The sequence below is a fragment of the Thiospirillum jenense genome (genome assembly GCF_014145225.1).
Taxonomy (GTDB): Bacteria; Pseudomonadota; Gammaproteobacteria; order Chromatiales; family Chromatiaceae; genus Thiospirillum; species Thiospirillum jenense.
The window spans coordinates 14,198-37,921 of the sequence record NZ_JABVCQ010000031.1 but is presented as its reverse complement, the minus strand read 5'-3'; the positions used below and the strand labels follow the sequence as shown (position 1 = coordinate 37,921).

19 protein-coding genes are annotated in these 23,724 nt (G+C 50.3%); 10 read left to right on the top strand and 9 right to left on the bottom strand.

Annotated elements, in window-relative coordinates:
• Nucleotides 1-57: 57 nt before the first annotated feature.
• Both HUK38_RS12255 and HUK38_RS12250 read left to right on the top strand, forming a co-directional pair.
• A complete protein-coding gene (locus HUK38_RS12255; protein ID WP_182584616.1) occupies nt 58-330 on the top strand; it encodes a type II toxin-antitoxin system Phd/YefM family antitoxin in 273 nt (90 codons plus the stop codon).
• Nucleotides 311-580, top strand: coding sequence for a Txe/YoeB family addiction module toxin (locus HUK38_RS12250; protein ID WP_182584615.1), 270 nt, complete (start codon nt 311-313; stop codon nt 578-580). Before HUK38_RS12255 ends, HUK38_RS12250 begins: the two co-directional genes overlap by 20 nt.
• A 96-nt stretch (nt 581-676) precedes the next feature.
• Here HUK38_RS12250 and HUK38_RS12245 read toward each other — a convergent pair whose 3' ends face one another.
• The 8 genes from HUK38_RS12245 to glk all read right to left on the bottom strand — a co-directional run bounded on the left by HUK38_RS12245 (nt 677) and on the right by glk (nt 10,188).
• Nucleotides 677-904, bottom strand: a complete 228-nt coding sequence (locus tag HUK38_RS12245) for a hypothetical protein (protein WP_182584614.1) — start codon at nt 902-904, stop codon at nt 677-679.
• Between the two features lie 7 nt (nt 905-911).
• Entirely contained in the window at nt 912-1,151 is a 240-nt protein-coding gene (locus HUK38_RS12240; protein WP_194374874.1) for a hypothetical protein, read from the bottom strand.
• 136 nt (nt 1,152-1,287) lie between these two features.
• Nucleotides 1,288-1,506: a type II toxin-antitoxin system HicA family toxin gene (locus HUK38_RS12235; protein WP_182584613.1), complete on the bottom strand. Its 219-nt coding sequence runs from the start codon at nt 1,504-1,506 to the stop codon at nt 1,288-1,290.
• Nucleotides 1,499-1,720, bottom strand: coding sequence for a type II toxin-antitoxin system HicB family antitoxin (locus HUK38_RS12230; RefSeq protein ID WP_182584612.1), 222 nt, complete (start codon nt 1,718-1,720; stop codon nt 1,499-1,501). Before HUK38_RS12230 ends, HUK38_RS12235 begins: the two co-directional genes overlap by 8 nt.
• Before the next feature lie 149 nt (nt 1,721-1,869).
• Nucleotides 1,870-2,646, bottom strand: coding sequence for a hypothetical protein (locus HUK38_RS12225; RefSeq protein WP_182584611.1), 777 nt, complete (start codon nt 2,644-2,646; stop codon nt 1,870-1,872).
• Between the two features lie 514 nt (nt 2,647-3,160).
• Nucleotides 3,161-7,285 (bottom strand): translocation/assembly module TamB domain-containing protein, encoded by a 4,125-nt coding sequence (locus HUK38_RS15530; RefSeq protein WP_182584609.1) that lies wholly within the window; start codon nt 7,283-7,285, stop codon nt 3,161-3,163.
• Between the two features lie 124 nt (nt 7,286-7,409).
• Entirely contained in the window at nt 7,410-9,188 is a 1,779-nt protein-coding gene (locus HUK38_RS12210) for an autotransporter assembly complex protein TamA (protein ID WP_338065419.1), read from the bottom strand.
• A gap of 19 nt (nt 9,189-9,207) precedes the next feature.
• Nucleotides 9,208-10,188, bottom strand: coding sequence for a glucokinase (gene glk / locus HUK38_RS12205; protein ID WP_182584607.1), 981 nt, complete (start codon nt 10,186-10,188; stop codon nt 9,208-9,210).
• A 107-nt stretch (nt 10,189-10,295) separates the two neighbouring features.
• Between glk and HUK38_RS15415 the strand changes: the two genes are divergently transcribed.
• Nucleotides 10,296-10,418 carry a hypothetical protein gene (locus tag HUK38_RS15415; RefSeq protein WP_275285023.1) on the top strand — a complete coding sequence of 41 codons (123 nt, stop codon included), beginning with the start codon at nt 10,296-10,298 and terminating at the stop codon, nt 10,416-10,418.
• A 129-nt stretch (nt 10,419-10,547) separates the two neighbouring features.
• On the opposite strand, the gene HUK38_RS12200 is transcribed toward HUK38_RS15415, so the two are convergent.
• Nucleotides 10,548-10,934, bottom strand: a complete 387-nt coding sequence (locus tag HUK38_RS12200) for a sulfur globule family protein (protein ID WP_182584606.1) — start codon at nt 10,932-10,934, stop codon at nt 10,548-10,550.
• A 358-nt stretch (nt 10,935-11,292) separates the two neighbouring features.
• Here HUK38_RS12200 and HUK38_RS12195 point away from each other — a divergent pair, with 358 nt between their 5' ends.
• The 7 genes from HUK38_RS12195 (at nt 11,293) to recN (ending at nt 23,691) form a co-directional block, all read left to right on the top strand.
• Nucleotides 11,293-14,280 (top strand): chemotaxis protein CheB, encoded by a 2,988-nt coding sequence (locus HUK38_RS12195; RefSeq protein WP_182584619.1) that lies wholly within the window; start codon nt 11,293-11,295, stop codon nt 14,278-14,280.
• Nucleotides 14,277-17,720 carry an EAL domain-containing protein gene (locus HUK38_RS12190; RefSeq protein ID WP_182584605.1) on the top strand — a complete coding sequence of 1,148 codons (3,444 nt, stop codon included), beginning with the start codon at nt 14,277-14,279 and terminating at the stop codon, nt 17,718-17,720. The genes HUK38_RS12195 and HUK38_RS12190 overlap by 4 nt, the downstream gene beginning before the upstream one ends.
• A gap of 30 nt (nt 17,721-17,750) precedes the next feature.
• Nucleotides 17,751-19,382 (top strand): GAF domain-containing sensor histidine kinase, encoded by a 1,632-nt coding sequence (locus tag HUK38_RS12185; RefSeq protein ID WP_182584604.1) that lies wholly within the window; start codon nt 17,751-17,753, stop codon nt 19,380-19,382.
• Nucleotides 19,363-20,019, top strand: a complete 657-nt coding sequence (locus HUK38_RS12180) for a response regulator (RefSeq protein WP_182584603.1) — start codon at nt 19,363-19,365, stop codon at nt 20,017-20,019. The genes HUK38_RS12185 and HUK38_RS12180 overlap by 20 nt, the downstream gene beginning before the upstream one ends.
• Before the next feature lie 63 nt (nt 20,020-20,082).
• Nucleotides 20,083-21,009, top strand: coding sequence for an NADH-quinone oxidoreductase subunit B family protein (locus tag HUK38_RS12175; RefSeq protein ID WP_182584602.1), 927 nt, complete (start codon nt 20,083-20,085; stop codon nt 21,007-21,009).
• A gap of 58 nt (nt 21,010-21,067) precedes the next feature.
• Complete coding sequence (locus tag HUK38_RS12170) at nt 21,068-21,985, top strand: NAD(+) kinase (RefSeq protein ID WP_182584601.1); 918 nt, start codon at nt 21,068-21,070, stop codon at nt 21,983-21,985.
• Entirely contained in the window at nt 21,979-23,691 is a 1,713-nt protein-coding gene (gene recN / locus HUK38_RS12165; RefSeq protein WP_182584600.1) for a DNA repair protein RecN, read from the top strand. Before HUK38_RS12170 ends, recN begins: the two co-directional genes overlap by 7 nt.
• Nucleotides 23,692-23,724 lie beyond the last annotated feature (33 nt).

Here is a 23,724-nt window from a genome sequence, read left to right as displayed (position 1 = left end):
GTTAGGGCTTTTTGCCTAGACTGTACGGAATTGCCGTACAACACGAGACACCCAACAATGGAAACCACAACCGTCAATCAATTTAGAGATAACCTAAAAAACTTTGTTGAACAGGTCGTTAGCCAACATGTGCCGCTTCGCGTCACACGCCGTGCAGGCGCAGATTTTGTGGTGATGAGTGCTGAGGACTGGGAACGTGATCAGGAAACGTTGTATGTGCTGCAAAATACCAGCCTGATGCGCCAGATCGCCACTTCCAGTGCGACCCATAACGCCGGTAGCGGATATGCCCCAACCAGAGAGCAAGTTGATGAGATCACTGGTGTTTGAGGGTAGAACGTGGGAGGTGTACGAGAATCTACGGCAGCGCGACAAGGGGATGCACAAGAATCTGTGCGCAATTTTGACAGAAATGTTGCGCGGCGATCCCAGCGCAGGTTTGGGGAAACCCGAAGCTCTGCGACATCATTTGTCCGGCTTTTGGTCGAGGCGACTGAGCCAAAAAGATCGGCTTGTGTATCAGTTTGATGACACTCACATCTATCTCTTTGCTATAGGCGGCCATTACGATTCTTTTTAGCTCCTGTAGGTTGGGTTGATTTAATCAACCCAACATTTAACCGCAATCAATCGGGAGAATGGTTGAGTTGCGTAATTGCGATCCAACCGACGCGGCTCATCCCGCCAATGCTTCTTGCAGCGCAATAGGAATGTCTATTGGAAAGAAACGATCTTTGCTATAACCGTAGTCGTCGCCGCTTTCATCAATAATACGAATGTAGCCTTGTGCATCTGCTGCGGCATCCGGCACCACTTGATACAGTTTGCCAACTTCTAGTGATGCTGAATAACCATCATTTTTAATGCAAACGGCAAAATGGCGCTGTTCTTTTTCGCTATTCATGGGGTAATTAATCCAGCAGTGGAAATTTGATTTTCATTTCTTTTTTGCCGATTCCGTGCGCTTCATACCAGTGAATTTCTGCTGTATGAATCGTTCCATTCATCAACCGAACAGTTGCAAATCCTTTTAATTTTCTCCAATTCCCTTTGCCGTAACATTTTTGCAAACGGGACAAATCCCGAATGCCTCGGGTAATTGCAATAGGTGCGATGTTGTGAATGTCGCCAATGATCTCAAAATCTATCACGGCCGTTATTTGTGTTTAGTGAGAAGCGGTACTTTGTTGTTTGCTATTAAATTGGGTTGATTTAATCAACCCAACATTTAACCGCAATAAATCGGGAGAATGGTTGGGTTGGGTAATTGCAAGCTAACTTGCATTGCTATTCAAATTGATGTCTTGGAACGCCAGATTGCCGAATAATGGATTGCAGCGTACCAATACGCACTGCCGCATGGTTGGGAACCGGCACTGTGATGGTGGAGTCATTCAGTTGCTTTTGCATGATGATATGACTGCCACGTTGACGAATTGCAATAAAACCATGACAAGTTAATATGGCGCAAATCTCTTTGCCCGCCAGTGTTTTTAGTTTACCCAACCGCGATGTCCAGTTGCGTGATGTATATTTCTTGATGGAGTCGTTGTTGAATTTCTGATGGGGCGGCAGTTTCAAAAAATAATTCTAATGCTTCGCGCAGATTATCACGCGCTTCTTGAATCGTATCACCCTGGCTGGCAATATCAAGTTGTGGACAGAATGAAATATACCCGCTGCCTTCTCGTTCAATGATCGCCGTGAGTTGTTTGTACATGTTGATTGCTGTTCATTGATGATGTGAATTGGATTGCTAAATGGCGAAAAGCCAACCGAGTCAGCTATTAGGTTGAGTTGATGCAATCAACCCAACATTTAACAGCAATGAATCGGGGGGGTTGTTGGGTTGCGTAATTGCAATCCAAACTACCCTACTGATTTCAACCACTTCATATCTTCACTGCGAATAGCGTGCGTATCCATTAAAACAAGGTCAAACGTTTGCTCGTCGACATGTTGACCAATTGTTTTTAATTTAGTATCGAGGTGTTTATAAATTTCTTTGAAAGTATGCGTCCCTTCTCTATGTTCGCCGAGCAAAAACCATAGTGCGCCTTGCATACCCTCAACAATCGTGATCATTTCCAAATGTTTAAGCATCTCAGCAGCATTATGTGATTTAATAAGTGCCTGAGAGTTATATTTAATCAGCGCTTCGCTAAAATGGGTTTGGCTTTTATAAAGCAATCGCTTTTTATGTTCGTTATTATTTTTTAGTCGCAAAGCAGTTTGTATATCTTTGACGCCCTGACAATAATGATAGTAAGCCTCCGAAACAATTGATTGGTACTGATAATCAATGACGGCATCTGTGCGTTCTTGCACGAAATTTTTCAAGTCCCAGAAGCCCTCTTTCACGTCTTTGCGTAACTGATTAACATTTTTGCTTAATTGATTGATTTTATACAGTGAAAACACTGATAAACCTAAGTTTAATACAGTGCCTACACCGATTAAGCCAAGCGACGTTTGGACGCCCTCCAATAACAAGGTTTGCTGATTTGTTTCCCAAAGGATGCTCTCCAATAACGAGGTTTGCTGATTTGTTTCTTGATGAATGCTCTCCAATAAAGCGGTTTCCTGATTATCATCCAATAAACTAAAGACAAAACCTGCAGTTTTCATCAATAATGGTAAAGACACTTTTTCTCTCCTCACTATGTTTTAAGCGGCGTTCTATTTGTGGAATCCGCAATGTTAAATGTTTAACAAAGCGCAGAGTTATTTCTGCCAATCACTACCATATTTTCACATTGCGGAATCGTACTACAGTATAAAATAGCCAAATTAAAAAAATTATACCGAACAACTCTGTGGTTGAACTAATAATAAGTACAATTGTTAAAATTGAGAAAATTAGGAGTCCTCGTTTTTTAGGTGTTTCACTGGCAGACGAATCAGTGCTGGATTTTTTATCCATGCGCTTGAATTCCCGCTCTTCCCTATACAAACGTGCATCTGCACGAGTGATGTCAATTTCACCATTCACATAATCCAGAATAATTTTCTTCTCGTGAAATGATAACTTCTTGAGGTCAGATTCTTCCAACAATTTGGTTTCTAATTTATTAAGATTAAACATATTTGAACCTCTTCAAATGTGAAACATCGGTTGAGTGAATGACATCCTAGCCCGCTAGTTTATTTTATTCCCCACTCAATTCTCAAATTTAAAAAACACATCCGCCCCCTGCGATTCACCCGTTTCGGTTTGAATCTCCACCCGTTTAGAATAGTCATAACGCAACTTCACCTTATCGGCCTGATCGCCCAAACTATTCTCATATTCCAAAAACAACTTCGGCGCCACATACGTCCCCACCGACAACGTCTGATCTTCCGCCGCCGCGCCGCGCTTGGGCGGAATACCGGTAATCAAATAACTGGTAATTTCCGCCTGCGTCAGATTCGGATCGGATTCCGAGAAAAACGCCAACTTCGGCTGCCGCAGCGTCCCCAACACCCGCACCCCCGCCGTCACATCGCCGCCCTCGCGCTGCGCACTCAACACCAACCCCGGATCATCCAACGGCGTGTTGGCAAAAACCAACAACCCCTGATCAATCGTCAACGGCCGCCCGAGCGCCGCCATCACGCCCAACTGACTGGACAGGCGATAACTCCCGTCCACGATTTCCAACTGCCCATCGCCCACCACGCCTTTGGTCGCCGCCTTGACCACCCGCAACTGCCCCGCCAATCGCCCGCGCAAGCCAAATGCCTCGATGTTGACCGCATCGCCCAACACGAGCGCCACGTCCACCTCAAACGGAAATCCCCCCGCCGCTGACTTCTCACCACTGCGCTGTTTTGATTTAACCACCGTGACATCCGCCGCCGGTGACACCGTCCCGGCCGGCAACGTGCGCGGCTGAATCCGTGCCTCAGGAATGCGCACCTGCCCGCTCAACTTGCCACCCGCCGCGCTGATCGCCCCGTTCAAATCAAGCGACAACCGCGCAAAATATTCTTTACTATCAAGCAGTTTTAACTTGCTCCCGGTGACGCGGTAATCGAGCGCCCACCCGCTGGTTGATTGGCGACCCGTCCCGGTCAACTTGACCGGCTGCCCGCCAATCGTCGCCTGACCCGCCAGCGCCAGCTGCTGCGGTGACGGCGAGGTCAAATCCAGCCCAAACTCCGTCACGCTCAAGCCCGCGCCCGGTAATTTAAAACTCGCCTGTTTTAAGTTCACCTCCCCACGCGGCAGCGGCGCCCCGAGCGTCCCGCCGAGCGTCACATCCGCCGTGATCTGCCCGCGCAACTGCTCGACTTGCGGCACATACCGCGCCACGCGGCGCAAATCCACGCCCTCAAGTTGCACCCGCCCCGCCAGCGGCTGTTTGGTCAAATCCGCTTTGCCGTCCAATCGCACGTTCGGCAGCCGCACCTCGCCGCGCACCGTCCCGACCGTCGCCACCGGCAGCCGCACTTGCGCGGTCAACTGCTTCGCATCACTGCGCACCGTCAACTGGCTGGTGGAAAAATCGAGCCGCTCTTTGCCGTCACCCGCCACGACCTGCGCCACCGCCTGCGGCAAGTTCAAACTCGCCTCACCCGTCAACACACCGCCGCGCAGCGTGAACTTGGCTTTGGTCTGCGCCGCGCCTGTCAACTCCAACGCCGGCGGCAGCCAGGGTTTCAAATAACTCAACGCCAGCCGTCCGCTGTCCAATTGAAAACTGAATTGATCGGCTTGCGGCTGCTTAACCGTCACGCACACATCCGAGCGGGTTTTATCCTCGCGCAGACAAAAATTCTCCAGCGCAATCAAACCTTTAATAAATTGCACCGCCGACGGGCGCTGCAACTGCCAACTGCCCGCGTCCTGACTGGTCAAGCGCAGCGACTGCACCGCCCCGCGATACTCACCCGTCGCCGTCGCGTACTCACCCGCCGCCGTCAACTGCGCCTGCACGGTGGGCAATTTCACCGCCAACGCCAGTTGATGTTTCGCCACACTCCCGCTCGCGTCCAATTGCAACCGCTCGATTTTTTGCCCGTTGAGCGCCAGTTGATTGGCGGTAAATTGCGCCGAAAGTGGCTCAGTTGGCGCCAAACCCGCTGCGATCTTGCCGTTTAACTGACCGACGCGCTGCCCGTCGTACACCAACTCACGTCCGCTGACATCGAACGCCACCCGCGCTCGTTGCCAATCCGCCCCCGTCACCTGACCGCTGAGTTGCAACTGCCCGCTCGCGGCCGGCAGTAACTCGCGCAATTGCTTGGCGTTCAAATCCAATTCCAGCGCCAGCGCCGTGCCGTTTACCGTCCCGCTGGCGCGCAGTTGATTCACACCGGAGTTCAGTTGCACCTCGCGCAATTCAATCAAGCTGCCGAGTTGCCGCACTTGACCCGCCAATTGCACTGGATAGCCGCGCAATTGCCCGCCAACCTCGCGCAACGTGGCGAGTAATTCCGTCACCCCAGCGGCCGTCGGCTGACTACTTGCCGTGATCTGCCCGGACAAGCGCCCCGGCCACTCGGGCGCAAATTTGCCCGGGTCCAGATCGGTCATGGTCAACGCGGTCGTCCATTTCAACTGCGGCGCCCAAGTGATTTGCCCGTCACCGTCCACCCGCCCGCCGAGCGTTTCCAGCGCGGCGGTGCGCAGTTGCAACCCGTTCGCGTCACCCTTGCCGGCGACGTGCAGCGTGGCGGCTGGATAACCACTGAAGGCGGTATCGGTTTTGACTTGAAAACTAAAGCCGTCGGTCAAGTTGCCCTGACTTTCCGCTTTGAGCGCCACCTGACCGACGAGTGCTGGCGCGTACCAACTCGGGTTGATGTCGGTGGCCGCGAGCGCGACATCCCAAATCAGTTTGGGCGTCAAGCTGACCACGCCCTTGCCCGTCACCTGTCCACCCAAGCCGTTGATCGTCAAGTCCGCAAATCGCAGCCGCTCGCGTTCGTACTCGCCCGTCGCCACCAGCCGCAGCGGCGGGACGGATTTGCCCTGCAATTCGCCCAGCAGGTTGTACCGCAGCGACCCGGCCAGCGAGCCGTTGAGCGTTAATTGACCGGACGGCGACTGCCAGTCCGCTGTGCCAACCAGCGGCCAGCGCAGCGCCTGCCACTCCGCCGTCAACTGCACCGCCTGCGCCCCGCCCTTGAAGCCCAATTGACCTTGCACCGCGCAGTGCATCGGCGGAATTTTTTCCTCACCAGTTGAAGAGCCAGCAGATTTCCCCGCCGCCGTCAGTTCCAGCGCATGAATATCGAGCGTTTGGTCACGCCAAGTCACATCAAGCTGCGCCGTCAGCGGCGGCAATTCCGGCACCGGTGACGCCGCGCCCGCCGTCGGTGATTGCGTAACACTGGTGATCTGCCCGCGTAACTGCGCTTGATCCACCGTGCCAAGACTGCGCACTTGCCCGTGCAACGTGAACGGCGGCACGTCCAACTGCGCCACCGTCAAGGTTGCATCCCAGCGCGGCGCCGCTTCGAGTAACCACCCGCGGCCGTTCAATTTACCCGTCACCACCCGCGCCGCGCTCGGTTGTGCCACCGCAAAATCCAGTTGCGTGATCTGCAATTGCCCAGCGGCGAGCGCAGCCGCAAGCGTCACCTGTTGAATGGCGATGACCTCGGGCGGCGCGGCGGGTGCGGACGGCGGGAGTTTGATTTGCACCCGCGTCAACTGCGCCTGTTCCACTGTCACATCCAGCGCCGCGAGCATTGGCGGCATGGTGAAGGGTTCAGTGTCGCTGGCGCTGGGCGGGAGGGTGAGTTGACCGTCGCGCAAAATGAGTTGGTGAATCAGCAACTTGGCGGAAATTCTGCTCAACCAACCGTTGTCAGCCGCAGAAATCCCCCCCGTCCCCCCTTTGTCAAAGGGGGGAGGTGAAGAATTGCCTTTGTCAAAGGGGGGGGGTGAAGAATTGCCTTTGTCAAAGAGGGGAGGTTGTTGGTTAAACAACACCTGTGGCGTCCAGCGCAACTGCGCGTGGCCGAGCGTGAGTTGCACCACGCCGGGGACATCGAGCCGCAGCCCGTCGAGGGTGACCCCGGTGGGATCAACGCCGGGCAGATCGAGCAGTCGCCCGCTAACGTGTTGAATTTGCAGCTGTTGCGGCGCGAGGTGGTGCGCCAGTTGCACTGTAGCGCGCAAGCCACTGGTGGTGGTCAGCACCCAGCCGACCAGCAGCAGGGTTATCAGCAGCAGCACGAGCGGTGTGGTGATCAACCAGCGCCACCAGCGGCGGCGCCGGCGGGGTGCAACTGGTGGCGCGGCGGTGGGGGCGGGATCGTTGGCTGTGGTAGTTAAATCAGCATCTTGCACGATCATTATCCAGTGTTGACTGCATCAGTTGGATTGTAGCAGTCAGTCACGGCGACACTCCAAATTCCGCGCTCGAATAATCAAACATTTATTCAAAACAATCAATTAACCAGCCGAATAATGATTATAAATCCGGCCCAATCAAAACATGCAACCGCACCCCGGGTTCGGTTTTAGTTAATGCGTAAGCTAAATCAAATCGTATTCGGCCAATGGGTGTCGAATAACGCAATCCAACGCCCACGCTGTGGTGCCATTCGCTGGGATAATCGGGATCAAACGCATTACCGAAATCAGTAAATGCCGCCATGCTCATATTCGCGCCCGCGTTGTTTAATTCCCGTTCTAATTCAAAACTGCCGACGGTTAAATAGCGTCCGCCAATGCTGGCATCGGTGATTGGATCATTCGGGCCGAGCGCTTCAAACCCAAACCCGCGCACACTATTATCACCGCCGGCAAAGAACCTTTGACTAGCCGGCACGTCGGCTAATTCATCGGCGAATACGGCGCCCACATCAGCGCGGCTAATCAAACGGTAATTATCGCTAATGGTTTTAATCCATTTTGCATTCGCGGTCATACTCAACCAGGTGGTCGGCGCGAATAAACTCGGCGTCGTACCTTGTAATAACGCCTTGAGACGATAGCCATTGCGTGTATTCACCGGATCATCCGCCACCACCTTTGACCAGGCAATAGACGGCACCAGTCCGTTGAATTGATCGCTATCATTTTCGGCACTGCTATCGGTAATGGTGTAATTCTCATACCGATAATCCAATCCAATGGTGCGCCGCCAGCCATTGCGAATACGCACCGAATGCGCCGCTTGCAAGCGAAATGCACTGCCCGAGCGGGCGGTGGTGTCTTGCAATGTCAATTCCGGTCGAATTAATAAATAATCCTGTAATGGATTGCGAATTGGAATACGGTATTCCGATTCCCAGGTTTGCAATGCCGCCGCCACCATCATTTCAGTTTTTAATTGATGACCCGACTGCCACAAATACCGCCGCCGATAATCCAACGTCAGCCGAGGGCCAATATCAGTTGCCATCCCCAAGCCCACGCGGTATTTATTCGCTTTATTCGGGTGTGCAATCACATCAATTGGCACGATGCGCTGCGCTCCGGCTTGATCTTTTAACGGTTTTATTTCAACACGATCGAAATATTCACTGCCCAACAACCGGCTTTGCAACGTTAATAATTGACCAGGATCATACACCGCCCCGGGTTTGAATGGCACGAAGCGCTGTAAAAACTTGGGTTTTAATAACGCTTGTTGAAAACGCACCGCGCCGAGATAATAACGCGGGCCGGTGGCTAATTCGATATTCACCGTCGCGGTATTGGCAATGGGATCAACTAATACCGCGTGCTGTAATAATTCAGCATCCAAATACCCTTCACTCGCGGCAATGCGTTCTAATTCAGCGCGGCCGGCGGTGTATTCGGAATGACGCAAGACATCACCAACGCGCAGCGGGAATTGCGCGGGGAAATGCGGATTAGTCGCACCGTCACCGGTGATGTGATAATTGACCGCCGCAATCTTGACCGGCTCACCTAATACAATTTGATAATCTGCATTCCATTGCTCCGAATGAGCATTATCGGGTTGCAAGTGCGCGGCGACCTGCACTTGATAATACCCAAACGGCGCCAGCGCGGTGGTGATTTGCTCTGGAGCGCGGCGATGTAAATACTGCAAACGTTCCAGCGTTAATTCAGACTCGCGCCGTTCTTGATAAATAGTTAATAACGCCAGCACGTTTTGTTCTAATTCGTTTTCAACGCCCGTCACCCGCACCTCTAATGACAACGCCCACGCCACGCCGGGCAGCATTAAAGTCGTGATAATAAAACACAGCCCTTGCCATCGTCTGAGAGTATTCACGGCAGCGCTCATGGTTTCATTAAATTGTTGCGAGCCACCGCGCCGCGCCGAATAATGGCACCCGCTCGTCGAGAACAAGTGTCACCGGCATGGTGGCTAATAATTCGCGCATCCGTCCTTTATGCAAAAATCCATTCATAAACCCGCCCGATTGTAAAAGCGCGACGTTTTTTGCTGCAATACCGCCTGCTAAATAAACGCCGCCATACGCCAAATGTTTTAATGCGCAATTGCCCGCCTCGCGCCCGTATAAGTGCGCAAACCAATTCATCACCAATTGACAGCGCGCACACGCCGCCGTCGTGGCTAATTGGGCAATGGTCGCGGCCAAATCTCCACCGTCGCGCTGTGTTTTTGACAATAGCGGATGCGCAGGCTGCGGATTAGTCGCGGCTAAGTAATTGTACAGATTGACAATTCCCATGCCGGACACCACCCGCTCCCAACTGACCCGCCCATGCTGCGCGGTCAAATAGTGCAATAACGCGACATCTTGCGCGTCCACGGCGGCAAAATCGGCGTGGCCGCCCTCGGTGGCGAACGGATGGTGGCGCTGCCCATCCCAAAACAGTCCGGCTTGCCCCAACCCCGTGCCAGCCGCGACCACTACGGCGTTGCCGCGCTGGTGACTGTTGCCAGTTTGCAACACGAGCAACTGGTCAGGCGTCAGCGCGGGAATGCCCCACGCCACCGCCTCTAAGTCGTTCAATAACCGTACTTTTTCGAGGTGAAACTGCGCCGCCAATTCGCACGCGCACAGCCGCCACGGCAGGTTGGTGGTTTCGCACTGATCGTTGCTGACTGGCCCGGCGACGGCGAACGCGGCGGCGCAGATCGCGGACGGGTGCGCGGCGCGGTAGTCCGCCAGTAGCGCGTCAAACGTGGCAAATTCTGCGCTGTTGTAACGGCATTCTGCGCTGAGGTGAACCTGATTGCCGGTGCAATCCGCCAGCGCCAGCACCGTTTTGGTGCCACCGATGTCTGCGACAAGAAATGACATAACGGTAAGTATCCTGATGATATGATGGGAGTCGTTGCGGGAGTGACGCAGTTGTGAGTTTAACTGATTGATTTGTCAAGGAAATCATGTGTTTCTAACGCGGGTGCGTGGGAACGATCAATCAATCACCGACCAGTCAACTGCGTCACGCCCGCGTTGATTGGATGGCGCAGAATCATAGCAGTCAACCGCCCCGCGGCGGTGAGTTTATGGACGGCAGCGGCGGTTGAGGTTCATAACAAAGTTTGATAGCTGGCTGATTAGAAATGTGATTTTTTAATGGCAATAAAAAACCGCACTTTGCAGCGCGGTTATTTATTCGCACACGCTGTCGTTATTAACAGCGCAATTGCTCGTTTTTATTTGGATTGAACGGCGGCTGGTGCAGCAGGTGGGGCGGGTGGTGCATAGGGTGCGCCATAAGGAACGGGTGGATAGCCATAGCCATACCCCGGATAACCGTAGCCCGGATAACCATAATAGCCGGGGTAGCCGTAATAATCATAGCCATAGCCACGATTATACCCGCGACCACGTCCCCAGCCGCGTCCACCGCCGGACATGTTCATATTGAAATCGCCATAACCATCGCCGAACATGTCGCCGAAGTTATCCCACATATTGTCATTATAACCGGAACCCGGTCCGCCCCAACCTGGTCCCCACCACGCCTGAGCGGGGGTGAGAGCGAAAGCAGCAGCGCCAACTAATGCCGCCGCACCGAGGGTTTTAGCCAATTTACGCATGTTCAAGCACTCCGATTTAATTTGCGCTAAAAACTAAATGATTGAGTGATCGGCCATTAAATGACCACGCACCAACGGATGTTGGGTTGAATGCACGAATAAACAACACCGGGTATGATTGCCTAGTGACGTCACATACGCGACTAATTCAACGCTATCAGCATAAACAGGCATTGCACATTCGTCAATTACCATCACCACCGCTGTGAACGATGTCTCACTGCAATATTGCTCCACAATACAGCCACGCGAGTACGGCGCTAACATGTTAAAGTTTAGCTTTAGAAATACCGCCCCGCTATGGGTGTGATTCCGCTGCTTTAGACCCCCAATGACCATGACTGACACCTTGAAATCTATGGCCAGCACTATTGACACCTCCGACGTCCCACCGACCTCGCTTGACCGCTACGTTGTCGCAGTTGGCGCTTCGGCGGGTGGATTAGACGCGCTCGAACGCTTTTTTCACAGTCTGCCCGAGCATTCCGGCGCCGCCTATGTCGTGATCCAGCACCTGTCGCCCGACCACAAAAGCATGATGGCGAACCTGCTGGCGCGGCATACGCGGATGCCGGTGGTCACGGTCGAGGACGGGATGACGCTCGAACCAGATCGCGTCCACCTGATCCCGCCCGCCAGCATGATGAGCGTGTCGGGCAACGATCTGCGGTTAAGCCCAAAAAATCCCCGCGGCTTGACGCTGCCAATTGACTTATTTTTCACGGCATTAGCCCGCGAATTCGGCAAATATGCCATCGGCGTCGTGTTATCCGGCACGGGTTCAGACGGCACCCGCGGCGCGGTGGCGATCAACGACGCCGGCGGCTTTTTACTCGCCCAAGAACCCGAATCCGCTAAATTCGACGGAATGCCGCGCAGCGTGATCGCCACCGGTCTGGTGGACGCCATCCTGCCGCCCGAGGAATTGGGGCCGCGCATTCTCGATCACATTAGCCAAGTGGCGCGCATTCAAATTCGCGGCAGCCGCACCGCCGTCATGGATAAGGACGGTGCGCTCGAAGAAACCATGCACCTGTTGCATCATCAAGGCGGGATTAACTTCCGTGATTATAAACCCGCCACCGTCATGCGCCGAATTGAACGGCGAATGCAAGTCCGCCACGTTCCTGATTTAGAAAACTACGTCCGTTTATTAGATGGCGACCGCACCGAATTAAATGCGTTGCGGCGCGAATTGTTAATTCCCGTCACCAATTTTTTCCGCGACACCGAATCCTTTGAAACGCTCGCTCAAACCGCTATTCAAACCATTGTACAAGAGCGCGGTGAAGGGCAACCGATTCGCGTGTGGGTGCCGGGAACATCCACTGGTGAAGAGGCGTATTCATTAACCATCTTATTTGCCGAAGCCTTTGAACGCGCTAAACGCTGGCCCAATTTCAAATTATTCGCCACCGATGTTGAACAACACAATGTGGATGTTGGCAGCGCCGGTGTCTTTTCTGAAGCCATTACCGCTGAAGTCTCCCCTGAACGATTAGAACATTGGTTTTATAAACGCGGCAATCATTTCGTGGTCAAAAATGAAATCCGCCAAAGTATCGTCTTTGCCCGCCACAATTTATTAGAAGACCCGCCCTTTACGCGCATGGATTTAGTCTCCTGCCGTAATCTATTGATTTATTTCCGCAGCGACGCCCAAGAACGCGCCCTGCGGCGATTACAATACGCCCTGGGGCCGGGCGGGTTTATGTTTTTAGGATCAAGTGAAACGCTCGCCAGTTTGCAATCCGATTTCACTGCCGTTAGTTCTAAACACAAGATTTATCGTATTCTGCGGCATGTGTCATTACCATTAGATTCCGGCGCCGCTTCATTAACCCGTTTCACTGGATTAGCCGCCCGCACTCGCGCCGCTGGCAAACCCGGCCGGGGAATGACTGATGCCGCCGCCATTGATGCCGGGCAAGCGTTATTATTACGCAGCTACGCCCCCACCAGTTTATTACTCAATGGCAATCAAGAATTACTCCACGTCTTTGGTGATGTCGGCCATTATTTGCGCATTGGTGAAGGCACCGTCACCCTTGATCTACCCAAGTTATTACCCTCACCATTAGCCCCAGTCGCGCAAGCCTTATTACACAAAGCATTGCGCGGTCAAGAACCACTGCGCTCTGATGTATTAAGTTTACATTTACCGAGTGGGCAATTAGAACGACTGCGATTAGTGGTGCGCCAAGTCGAATTAGATCAACGCGAACCACATTTATTATTATCGTTTGAACCCGAAACCAGTTTATTAGAAGGACTGGGCACTTCATCAACAGCATTAGGCATGGAAACGATGGACCTCGACCGTGAAACGGCCGAGCGGGTGCAAACATTGGAACGTGAATTAGCTGCAACGCGGGAGAGTTTGCAGGCGACGATTGAAGAATTAGAAACGGCGAACGAAGAGTTACAAGCCACGAATGAAGAGTTAATGGCCTCAAATGAAGAATTGCAAAGCTCGAATGAAGAATTGCAATCGGTCAATGAAGAACTCTACACGGTGAATGCCGAAAATCAGGAAAAAATCGAAATTCTCAATCGCTTAAATGCCGATTTGGATAGCATGGCTAAAGCCGCCGCCATTGCCACCGTGTTTGTGGATTCTGATTTACGTTTAACCCGCTTTACACCCGAAGCCACCAGTCTATTCAAGGTGCGCGAAGGTGATTTAGGGCGGCATATTGACGACTTCAGTAATCTATTGGATTATCCCACTTTCATTGACGAATTGCGCCGCACCATTGCCAGTGGTGAAATGCTGCAACGCGAAATCACCGCCGGCAATGGCCGCATTTATCTAGTGCGCGTCCTACCCTATGCCGTGCGCGCTGGTGATCCACGCGGGGCGGTTGCCACCTTTATTGACATCACCACGCTGCATGATATTAAACGCCTGCAAGCGGTATTGGATTCATTACCCGAACACGTCGCCGTATTAGACACGGACGGTAAAATCCTCATGGTGAATGAAGCGTGGCGCAACTTTGCAATTAACAATAATGATATTAATATCACTATTGGCGGACCTGGGAGTGATTATCTATCCTCATCTATACTTGGCACTGGAATGAAAACCGGCAATTATGCGCAAGAAGCCCGCACTGGTATTGAAGCGGTATTATCTGGACGTGAACGCGCCTTTTCAATGGAATACCCCTGTCATTCCGCCGACCGGCAACGCTGGTTTGTCATGCACGCTTCGCCTATTCACCACGCCGCTGGTGGCGTCATTGTTAGTCATATTGATATTAGTCAATGGACAGCGGACGGACACAATGCCGCCCGTGATTGTGATAGCACTTCAGATGTAAATGACACAGAGAACGAATGAGTAGTCAACAGCGTAGTTTTTCTAAAAATGGGCCTGGCGATGACATTGCCCGTTCTGCACAAGAATTGCGTGAACGCGCTCTTGCTGCATTGCGTGCCGGCCAATTTGATTTAGCCGAACAGGTATTAACGGGCAGCGAAGTCACCTTTGCCGAATTGATTGAAAACCTGCGTATCTATCAAGCTGAATTATTAATTCAGAATGAAGAACTACGCCGCAGTCAAGCCGAGCGTGAGGAAGCCTTAACCCGCTTCACTGCCTTTTTTATGACCCTACCCATTGCCGAATTAGTGGTAGACCGGCAGGGTTTAGTCATGGATGCGAATAGCGAAGCCGAACGGTTATTTAGCTTAAAACCCACCCATTTACATCAACATTTTTTTGCCCGGCTAGTTGAAGAACAAGATCGCAGTAAAGTTATTTTAGCCTGGTCACGATTAGAACGCGAAGAAACCGTCGTGTTAATCGAATTGCGGTTTCGTGGATTACGCGGCGTCAGTTTTATTGGTGATTTACATATCGCCCGCCTGCCAGGTGAATTAGATGAACGCCGCCGCTTTGTCTGTGCCGTATTAGATCGCACCGAATCTGTGCAGCAACGCGAGGATTTACGCGCCGCCCATGAAGGATTGCGTGAGAGTGAAGAACGCTACCGCGTATTAGCTGAATTTAGCCCCGATTGGGAATATTGGATTGATCCAGACGGCCATTTTATCTATATGTCGCCCGCCTGTTTCAGCGTCACTGGTTTCACCGCCACCGAATTAACCGATGACCCAGCATTATTAGAACGCATTATTCACCCAGATGATCGCCATCACTGCATTGCACACTTCCGCCGGCACGATTTGAATGAAGAACACGCCGCCTGTTTTAATTTTCGGTTATTCACCCGCGATGGCCGTGAACGCTGGATTGAACACGTTTGCAATCCTGTAATGAGCGCCGACGGCCGCGATTTAGGGCGGCGCGGTGTTAATCGTGATATTACCGACCGAATGCGCGCCGAACAAGAATTACAACGCAGCGAAGCCTTATTGCGTGCCACCGGACGGACTGCCAGAGTGGGCGGTTGGGAATTAGATGCCGCCACCATGCGATTGCGCTGGACTGAAATGACGCACGAACTCTATCAAGTGGAAGCGCATTTCACACCCACACTCGAAACCAGCCTCAGTTTTTATCACCCGGAAGACCGCCCGCGCTTACAACAAGCCATTACCAATTCACTTACCAACGGCAATAGTTTTGAATTAGAATTACGCCTCACCACCGCTCGTGGGCAAATGGTTTGGATTAAAGCCGCTGGGGATCCAATTCGTGCCGCTGACGGCCGTATTATTAAATTGTGCGGTTCATTTCAAGACATTAGCCGCCGTGTATTAGCCAATCAAGCATTGCGCGAACGCGAAAACCAATACATGGCGCTATTTGAATCGGCAAGTGAAGGGCTATGTATTATTAAAGATGAGCGCTTCATTTCCGTCAATAAAGCCGCCCTGCGTATGCTCGGTTATGCCGAAACAGAATCGGCCGCTTTATTAGGCCGCCGTCCCAGTGAATTATCACCATCCGTTCAATCAGATGGCGAAGACAGCTTCACGAAAGAACAGCGGTTAATGGCACAAGCCTATTATGAAGGCACCGCGCATTTTGAATGGACACATCATAATGCGACGCAGCAATTGGTCGTTTTAGCGATTAGCTTAATTCGCGTTGAATTGCGCGGTGAACCAGCATTATTTGCCACCTGGCGTGATTTAACCCGCGAGCGAGTGGCGCGTGAACGTGAACAGCGTGCCCAAACGGTATTCGATAATACTTCAGAAGGCATTTTAATTACCGACCTGAATCGTCGCATTGTCGCAGTTAATCCCGCTTTTACAACCATTACTGGTTACACCGAAGCCGAAGTATTAGGACAAACACCGCGTGTTTTACAATCCGGTCGTCACGACGACACCTTTTATAAACTTATGTGGGAAACGCTATTAAAAACGGGCAGTTGGCGCGGTGAATTCTGGAATCGGCGTAAAAATGGCGAGATTTATCCACAGCAATCCACAATTAGTGTCGTCTATACGACTGACGGCAAACCCACCTGCTATATCGGCGTTTTTGGTGATTTAAGTCAAATCAGACATTCACAAGAAGAACTATACCGCATTACCCATCACGATGTATTAACTGGCTTACCCAATCGCGCATTACTTCAAGCCAGTTTAGAACAATCACTCGCCCGCGCCCGTCGCGCCCATTCTTTATTAGCGCTATTATACCTTGACCTTGACTTATTCAAAAATGTGAATGACACTCTCGGTCATCCAGTTGGCGATCAATTATTACAACAGGTCGCCCAAGTCATGCGTGACAAATTGCGCGAAGCCAATATTATTGCGCGAGTTGGCGGTGATGAATTCGTCATCTTATTAGAAGACCTGCCTGAACCCAATGCCGCCGCTAAAGTCGCCCGCCGCTTATTAACTCTATTCAGCGAACCTTTTATTTCTGACGCCCGTAAACTGTATATTACCGCCAGCATTGGAATTAGCATTTATCCAATGGATGGACAGGAAATGGACATCTTATTAAGCCACGCGGATGTCGCCATGTATCAAGCTAAAGAACATGGACGCAATACTTATTGCTTTTTTGAAGCAACCATGACCACAGGTGCAGCCGAACGTTTGCACATGGAAAACGCATTGCGCGGCGCCATTGCGCGTAATGAATTATTCATCCATTATCAACCGCAAATTAAATTGGCGAATGAAGTGTTGGTCGGCGTCGAGGCCTTATTGCGCTGGAATAATCCAGAGTTTGGCCAAATCTCACCCGCAGTTTTCATTCCAATTGCCGAAGAAATTGGTTTAATTCGCAGCATTGGCGCTTGGGTATTAGAACAGGGCTGTATTCAACTAGCTGCATGGGATGCCGCCGGGTTTATTGTCCCGCGCATCGCCATTAACTTATCCGTTCAACAAATTGAAAGCACCGATCTAGTTGAACAAGTCAAAGCAGTATTACAGCAAACTAAAATAGCCCCCGATCGGCTCGAATTAGAAGTCACCGAATCAATGCTCATGCGGCATGTCGAACAAGCAATTGAAAATTTATATGCGTTACGCGATCTTGGCATTACCTTAGCAATTGATGACTTCGGTTCTGGTTATTCCTCTTTACGTTATTTAAAACAACTACCCATTCATCGGCTAAAAATTGACCGCGCCTTCATTGAACACCTGAGCGAAAATAATAATGACGGCGCCATTGTGCGCGCCATCATTGCACTTGGGCAAAGTTTAGGATTATATGTATTAGCTGAAGGCGTCGAAACCCAACCACAAGCTGATTTCTTACGCGCCCAAGGCTGTCATGAAGTGCAGGGTTATCTATTCGGCCGCCCTATGTCTGCCAATGATCTCATGAACCGTCGTTAATTCACCTTTCACTCAAGCGCAGCACTCAGCATGGCGAACTCTCAACACTGCGGCCGCCGCATGTTATCACTTCTGAGTAGCGCCCATCTATTATGGCCGTTCATAGGTTTATTCTCAACATTACTCGCCACCTTATTAACGTTAAGCTGGCTGTTTATTAACAGTTTATCTGAAAATATTGCCACACATCACGCAATATTCGGCGTCTGTTTATTACAATTAATCAGTATATTTATTGCGATCAATATTACCGGCCATCTTTGTCAACAGTTATTACGACCATTAGTCAATTTAGAACACACCGTCGCCCGTGTCTGTCAAGGGGAACCCGGCGCCAGTGAATCGCTTTGTCATGCTGGAGTTTTAACCACGATGGCGCGTGATATTAGCAGCTTGAATGCTGAATTGACCGAATTGTATGAAGATATGGACGCACGTGTTGCCCGTCAAACATTGCGATTAGCGCAAAAAACCGCATCATTAAAAATCCTATACGATGTCGCCGCCAGTATTAATCAAGCCGAAGGATTAGAAGCCATGCTATTGCGCTTTTTACGCATCCTAAAGCAAATGGTTAATGGCCGCGCTGCCACAGTACGTTTATTATTTACCGATGGCAAACAACAATTGATTGGTTCAATTGGATTAAATGATGACTTAATTGCCCTGCAACCTCACTCACCACTCGATCTCTGTTTATGCGGTACCGTATTATGTCCTGGTGATATTTTATGTAAACATGATGCGCGCTATTGTTCGCGTGTTTATGGCCGTCAAATGTTTAATTCTGACCAAATCGAAGTCGTCACCGTGCCATTAAAACATCAAGAACAATTATTTGGTGTTTATACGATTTTTGTTGATCGTCCCGGTGTCACAGTACGCGAAGATATTCTTGAATTATTAGCCACCATTGGTCAACACATTGGTGTTGCCATTGCTAAACAACGTTCAGATGATGAAGCACGGCGCTTGTCTATTATTGACGAACGTAATGCGCTTGCCCATGAATTACACGATTCATTAGCCCAAACCTTAGCAAGTTTGCGGTTGCAAATGCGCATGTTAGAAGATGGGCTTAAAACAGTCACATTATCGCCAGCGGTGTTAATTGATTTAAATCGAATGCGCAATGGGATTGATGAAGCACACCACGAACTACGCGAATTATTAGCCAATTTTCGCGCACCATTAGAACAACACGGCTTATTACTCGTATTAAAACAACTCGCCGACCGCTTCCAACAAGAAACCACCATTCACACGCTTTTTCACAGCAATTGTCATAACCCAGAATTATCGGCAGCCGAAGAATTACACGTCATTCGAATCGCCCAAGAAGCATTGCATAACATTCGCAAACATGCACAAGCGCAAACTGTACGCATTGTACTCATGCGTGAAGCCAATGGTGTTATTCAATTGGTCATTGAAGATGACGGCATTGGTTTTATTGATCTGCGCCGTACCGAACACCAACGTAGCATCAATCGCTCGGGTGAACACATTGGCTTATCTATTCTAGAGGACCGCGCTCGACGTATTGGTGGTGAATTAACGCTGGAGAGTGAACCCGGCGAAGGAACGCGCATCGAATTACGCTTTCATCATGCAGCAGTCCCGTTACAACAGGTTAAAACTTATGCGCATTCTTTTAATTGATGACCATGCACTCTTTCGCATTGGTTTATTGGAATTGTTAGAACGACGTGGCATTGAAGTCATTGATGCGGTTGGCGATTGCGAAGTCGGCTTACGGCTCGTGCGTGATTGCAATCCTGATGTCGTGTTATTAGACTTGCGTATGCCGAGTTTAACGGGTATTGAAGTATTACGTCGTATTCGCGCCGACGGTTTGCAACAGCGAGTTGCTATACTCACCACCAGCGCCGATGAACGCGATTTAATTGCTGCATTGCAAGCTGGCGCCAATGGTTATCTATTGAAAGACATCGAGCCAGATGATTTAATTGGTGCATTAGCAGACATCATTGCTGGGCAAACGGTGGTTGCAAAAGAATTAACTGGCGTATTAGCCCGCGCTGTGCAGCGTGAAGTTGAAGTACCCGAACGCGAAGTGGTGCGCTTTTCAGATTTAACGCCGCGAGAAATGGAAATTTTATGTCATGTCGCAGCGGGATTGAGTAATAAAGGCGTGGCGCGGGTATTAGGTATTAGCGATGGCACAGTGAAATTGCACGTCAAAGCGATCTTGCGCAAATTAGAAGTGCGGTCGCGGGTAGAAGCTGCGGTTATTGCCGTTGAACGCGGTTTATGCAATGGCAGTGGGCATTCTTAATTTATTTTAATTATAAAATGGCACTAAAATTTTTTAATGAATTTTTATTGAAAAATTGGGTTTATGAACAGTAAGCGCCGCCAATTTATCCAACGTTTATGGCAAATCATCGTTGCTGCCGGCGCGGCACAATTGTTTAACTTTGAAGAATTACTCGCTGCACCAACGGCAGTAAATCGCCCACGTTTATTATGGTTGCATGGCACTTCTTGTTCGGGTTGTTCAACTGCCTTTCTTGATATTGAACAGGTCTCCATTGTGGAGATTTTAACCCAATTTGTTGATGTGATCTTTCACCCTGATTTATCATTAGCCACTGGTGAGCAGGTTATTCACATTCTTGACCATTTAACCCACCACGAAGACGGCTTTATCCTAGTATTAGAAGGTGGCATTCCTATTAAATATCCTCATGCGTGTTTAATGGGCGAGCGCCCCATGACCGACTGGATTACGCAATTAGCTCCCCGCGCTAGTATGTTAATTGCCGCTGGCACTTGCGCCGCGCTCGGTGGTATTCCTAAAATGAATGGCACCGTGACTGGATCAATGACGTTGCGCGAGTTTTTACAATACAAAAACATCAATAAACCACTGGTCGCTCTGCCCAATTGCCCAATGAAACCCGAACATATTGTGTATGTGCTATTGCATCAATTAAAACTAGGGCAGTTGCCGGAACTAGACGAATTAGCCCGGCCAATTAAGTTTTTTGAACGCACCATCCACGAACGCTGTATTTATTATGCGGATTTTCAAGAACGCCGCTATGCCGAACGCATTGGTGATCCCGGATGTTTATTAAAACTCGGTTGTCAGGGGCCGGTGACGCACAATGATTGTATGCGCTTTGGTCATAATCACAACACCAATACCTGTATTCGCAGCGGGCATCCGTGCATTGGGTGTGCGAGTGAACGTTTTCCACGTCAAATCATGTTGCATCGGTATGGCGACCGCCGCGCTATTCATAATGAATTTGACGCATAATGATACGCCCCGTTGTTTTAGTCCGCAGAGTTAAATCGTTAATCATGTATTCATTGCTATGAAATCGTTGCCGTTATACACCTATCAAACTGTCGGTATTATCGGCAAACAAGATGATGATGCGCGAGTGGTGCCGATGCTGGAACGGTTATTAGCCCATCTTCATTCCCGCAATGTCACCCCAGTATTAGATTTAGCCACAGCGCAATTGCTGGATAATAATACCGTTTTTGCCTGTTCATTACCCGAATTAGGGCGCAGCGTTGAATTGGTATTAGTCGTCGGTGGTGACGGCACCTTTTTACATGCGGCGCGTGAATTAGCACCTTACGCCGCACCATTAGTCGGTATTAACCTCGGACGGCTCGGTTTTTTAGCCGATTTATCACCCGACACTTTAGAAACCCATTTAGATCAATTATTAGCCGGCGAAACCGAAGAAGAACAACGCAGTTTATTAGAAGCCTGTTGTGGCGATGATGCGGCAATGGCAACGGTACAACGTGGGCGCGCATTAAATGACATCGTCATTGCCAAATGGAATACGGTGCGCATGATCGAATTTGAAACCTATATTGACGGTCAATTCGTCAATACCCAATACGCCGATGGCATTATTATTAGCACCCCCACCGGTTCAACCGCCTACGCATTATCCGGCGGCGGGCCGTTATTACACCCAAGTTTAGACGCTTTATTACTCGTTTCTATTTGCCCGCACACCCTAAGTAATCGCCCGCTCGTGGTCAGTGCCAATTGCACCGTTGATATTCGTTTATGTCATGACGCCGCGCAACAAGTGCGTCTCACTTGCGATGGACAAACGCAGGTGCCACTCATTGGCGCAACCAATGTACAAATCCGCCGCAGCCCGCATCGTGTGCGCTTACTTCACCCACGCGGCTACGATCATTACGGCATTTTGCGCGCTAAACTCGGGTGGGGTGGGCATACAACGGCGCATCATTTATGTTGACCCATATTACCGTTAATCATTTCGTGATTGTGCGTCATTTAGAATTAACTTTAATTGACGGCATGACCGCTTTAACTGGTGAAACTGGCGCCGGTAAATCTATTTTAATTGATGCGTTAAATCTCGTACTGGGTGATCGTGCTGATCCATTATTTATTCGTACTGGACATGATCGGGCGGAGATCAATGCCCACTTTGATGTGCTTCATTGCCAAGCAGCGCAAGACTGGTTAATTGCCCATCAATTGCTGTTAACTGATGAAACTATTGCGCATCAATCCGCCGAATTGGCAGCGCATCATACCCCGCTGCCCTGTCATATTCGGCGGATTCTTATTCGTGGCGGGCGCTCCCGCGCTTATATTAATGACCAGCCAGTCAATACTGCTCAATTGCGCGCTTTGGGTGAAAAATTAATTGATATTCACGGGCAACACGCCCACCAATCATTATTACGCCCGACCGCACAACGTGATTTACTGGATGAATACGCCGGGCAATTAGCATTCGCCGCCGAGGTCGCCGCATCTTATTCCCGTTATCGGGAGTTAATAACGCGCTGGGAGCGGTTGAATAATGAACGCGAGCGGCGTGAGGCACGATTGGAATTGCTCCGCTTTCAAGTCGCTGAATTAGAATTACTCGCCCCCACTGAAGGAGAATTAGAACAACTCGATACTGAACAGCGGCGCTTAACGAATGTCGAGCGGTTGCGCGATACCACAGCGCGCTTGGTACAATTATTATATGATGGTGAAACGACGCTGCACGATCAATTAAGTCGTGCGAATAATGACCTCAGCGCATTGATTACGCTGGATGCACAGTTAATTGATAGCGGCGAATTATTAACCAGCGCCCTGGTGCAAATCAAAGAGGCGGCGGCCAATTTACGCCAATACTGCGATGGATTAGAATTCGACCCAGAACGTGCCAATGAAATTGAAGAGCGTTTAATGCGGTTGCATGATTTGGGGCGCAAATATCGCGTCCCGCCGGCGCAATTACCGGCAATGTTCACGCAATTAAATGCTGAATTAACCCAATTAGAACAGGCGGATGCTAACCTAGATGCGTTGAATGAACAATGCGCCCAAGCGCACTCGATCTTTTTGGCAATGGCGACGCAATTAAGCGCAGCGCGGCAGGCGGCCGCCGTGCAATTAAGTGCGACCGTGACGGCAATGTTGCAGGAATTAGGCATGATTGGTGGGCAATTTGCAATTATGATTCGTGCAATTGAACCGCCGACCGCACACGGATTAGATCAGGTAGAATTTCAAGTCAGCGCGAATATGGGTCAGCCATTGCAACCATTAGCTAAAGTGGCGTCTGGCGGTGAATTATCTCGTATTAGTTTGGCAATTCAAGTGGCAACCGCCAGTTGCACCGGTATTCCCACGTTAATTTTTGATGAAGTGGATGTGGGAATTGGTGGCGGCGTGGCGGAGATTGTTGGGCGATTATTACGGCGATTAGCCACAACGCGGCAGGTATTATGTGTGACGCATTTACCGCAGGTCGCAGCGCAGGCACATCAGCAATTGCGCGTCATTAAATCGAATGATGATGGTCAAACGGTGGCGGCAATTGAAGCATTAGCCCATCCGCAGCGTGTGGATGAATTAGCGCGCATGTTGGGTGGTATGGAAATCACAGCGACGACCCGCGCTCATGCCGAAGAATTATTGCGTTTAATTCCATAGTTGCGGCAGTCTTAATAATCATAATTGCGGCAG

Bases quoted from the DNA above. Each gene is read 5' to 3' on its own strand.
- HUK38_RS12255 (WP_182584616.1), top strand. From the start codon at position 58: ATGGAAACCACAACCGTCAATCAATTTAGAGATAACCTAAAAAACTTT.
- HUK38_RS12250 (WP_182584615.1), top strand. From the start codon at position 311: ATGAGATCACTGGTGTTTGAGGGTAGAACGTGGGAGGTGTACGAGAAT.
- HUK38_RS12245 (WP_182584614.1), bottom strand. From the start codon at position 904: ATGAATAGCGAAAAAGAACAGCGCCATTTTGCCGTTTGCATTAAAAAT.
- HUK38_RS12230 (WP_182584612.1), bottom strand. From the start codon at position 1,720: ATGTACAAACAACTCACGGCGATCATTGAACGAGAAGGCAGCGGGTAT.
- glk (WP_182584607.1), bottom strand. From the start codon at position 10,188: ATGTCATTTCTTGTCGCAGACATCGGTGGCACCAAAACGGTGCTGGCG.
- HUK38_RS12200 (WP_182584606.1), bottom strand. From the start codon at position 10,934: ATGCGTAAATTGGCTAAAACCCTCGGTGCGGCGGCATTAGTTGGCGCT.
- HUK38_RS12195 (WP_182584619.1), top strand. From the start codon at position 11,293: ATGGCCAGCACTATTGACACCTCCGACGTCCCACCGACCTCGCTTGAC.
- HUK38_RS12190 (WP_182584605.1), top strand. From the start codon at position 14,277: ATGAGTAGTCAACAGCGTAGTTTTTCTAAAAATGGGCCTGGCGATGAC.
- HUK38_RS12185 (WP_182584604.1), top strand. From the start codon at position 17,751: ATGGCGAACTCTCAACACTGCGGCCGCCGCATGTTATCACTTCTGAGT.
- HUK38_RS12180 (WP_182584603.1), top strand. From the start codon at position 19,363: ATGCGCATTCTTTTAATTGATGACCATGCACTCTTTCGCATTGGTTTA.
- HUK38_RS12175 (WP_182584602.1), top strand. From the start codon at position 20,083: ATGAACAGTAAGCGCCGCCAATTTATCCAACGTTTATGGCAAATCATC.
- HUK38_RS12170 (WP_182584601.1), top strand. From the start codon at position 21,068: ATGAAATCGTTGCCGTTATACACCTATCAAACTGTCGGTATTATCGGC.
- recN (WP_182584600.1), top strand. From the start codon at position 21,979: ATGTTGACCCATATTACCGTTAATCATTTCGTGATTGTGCGTCATTTA.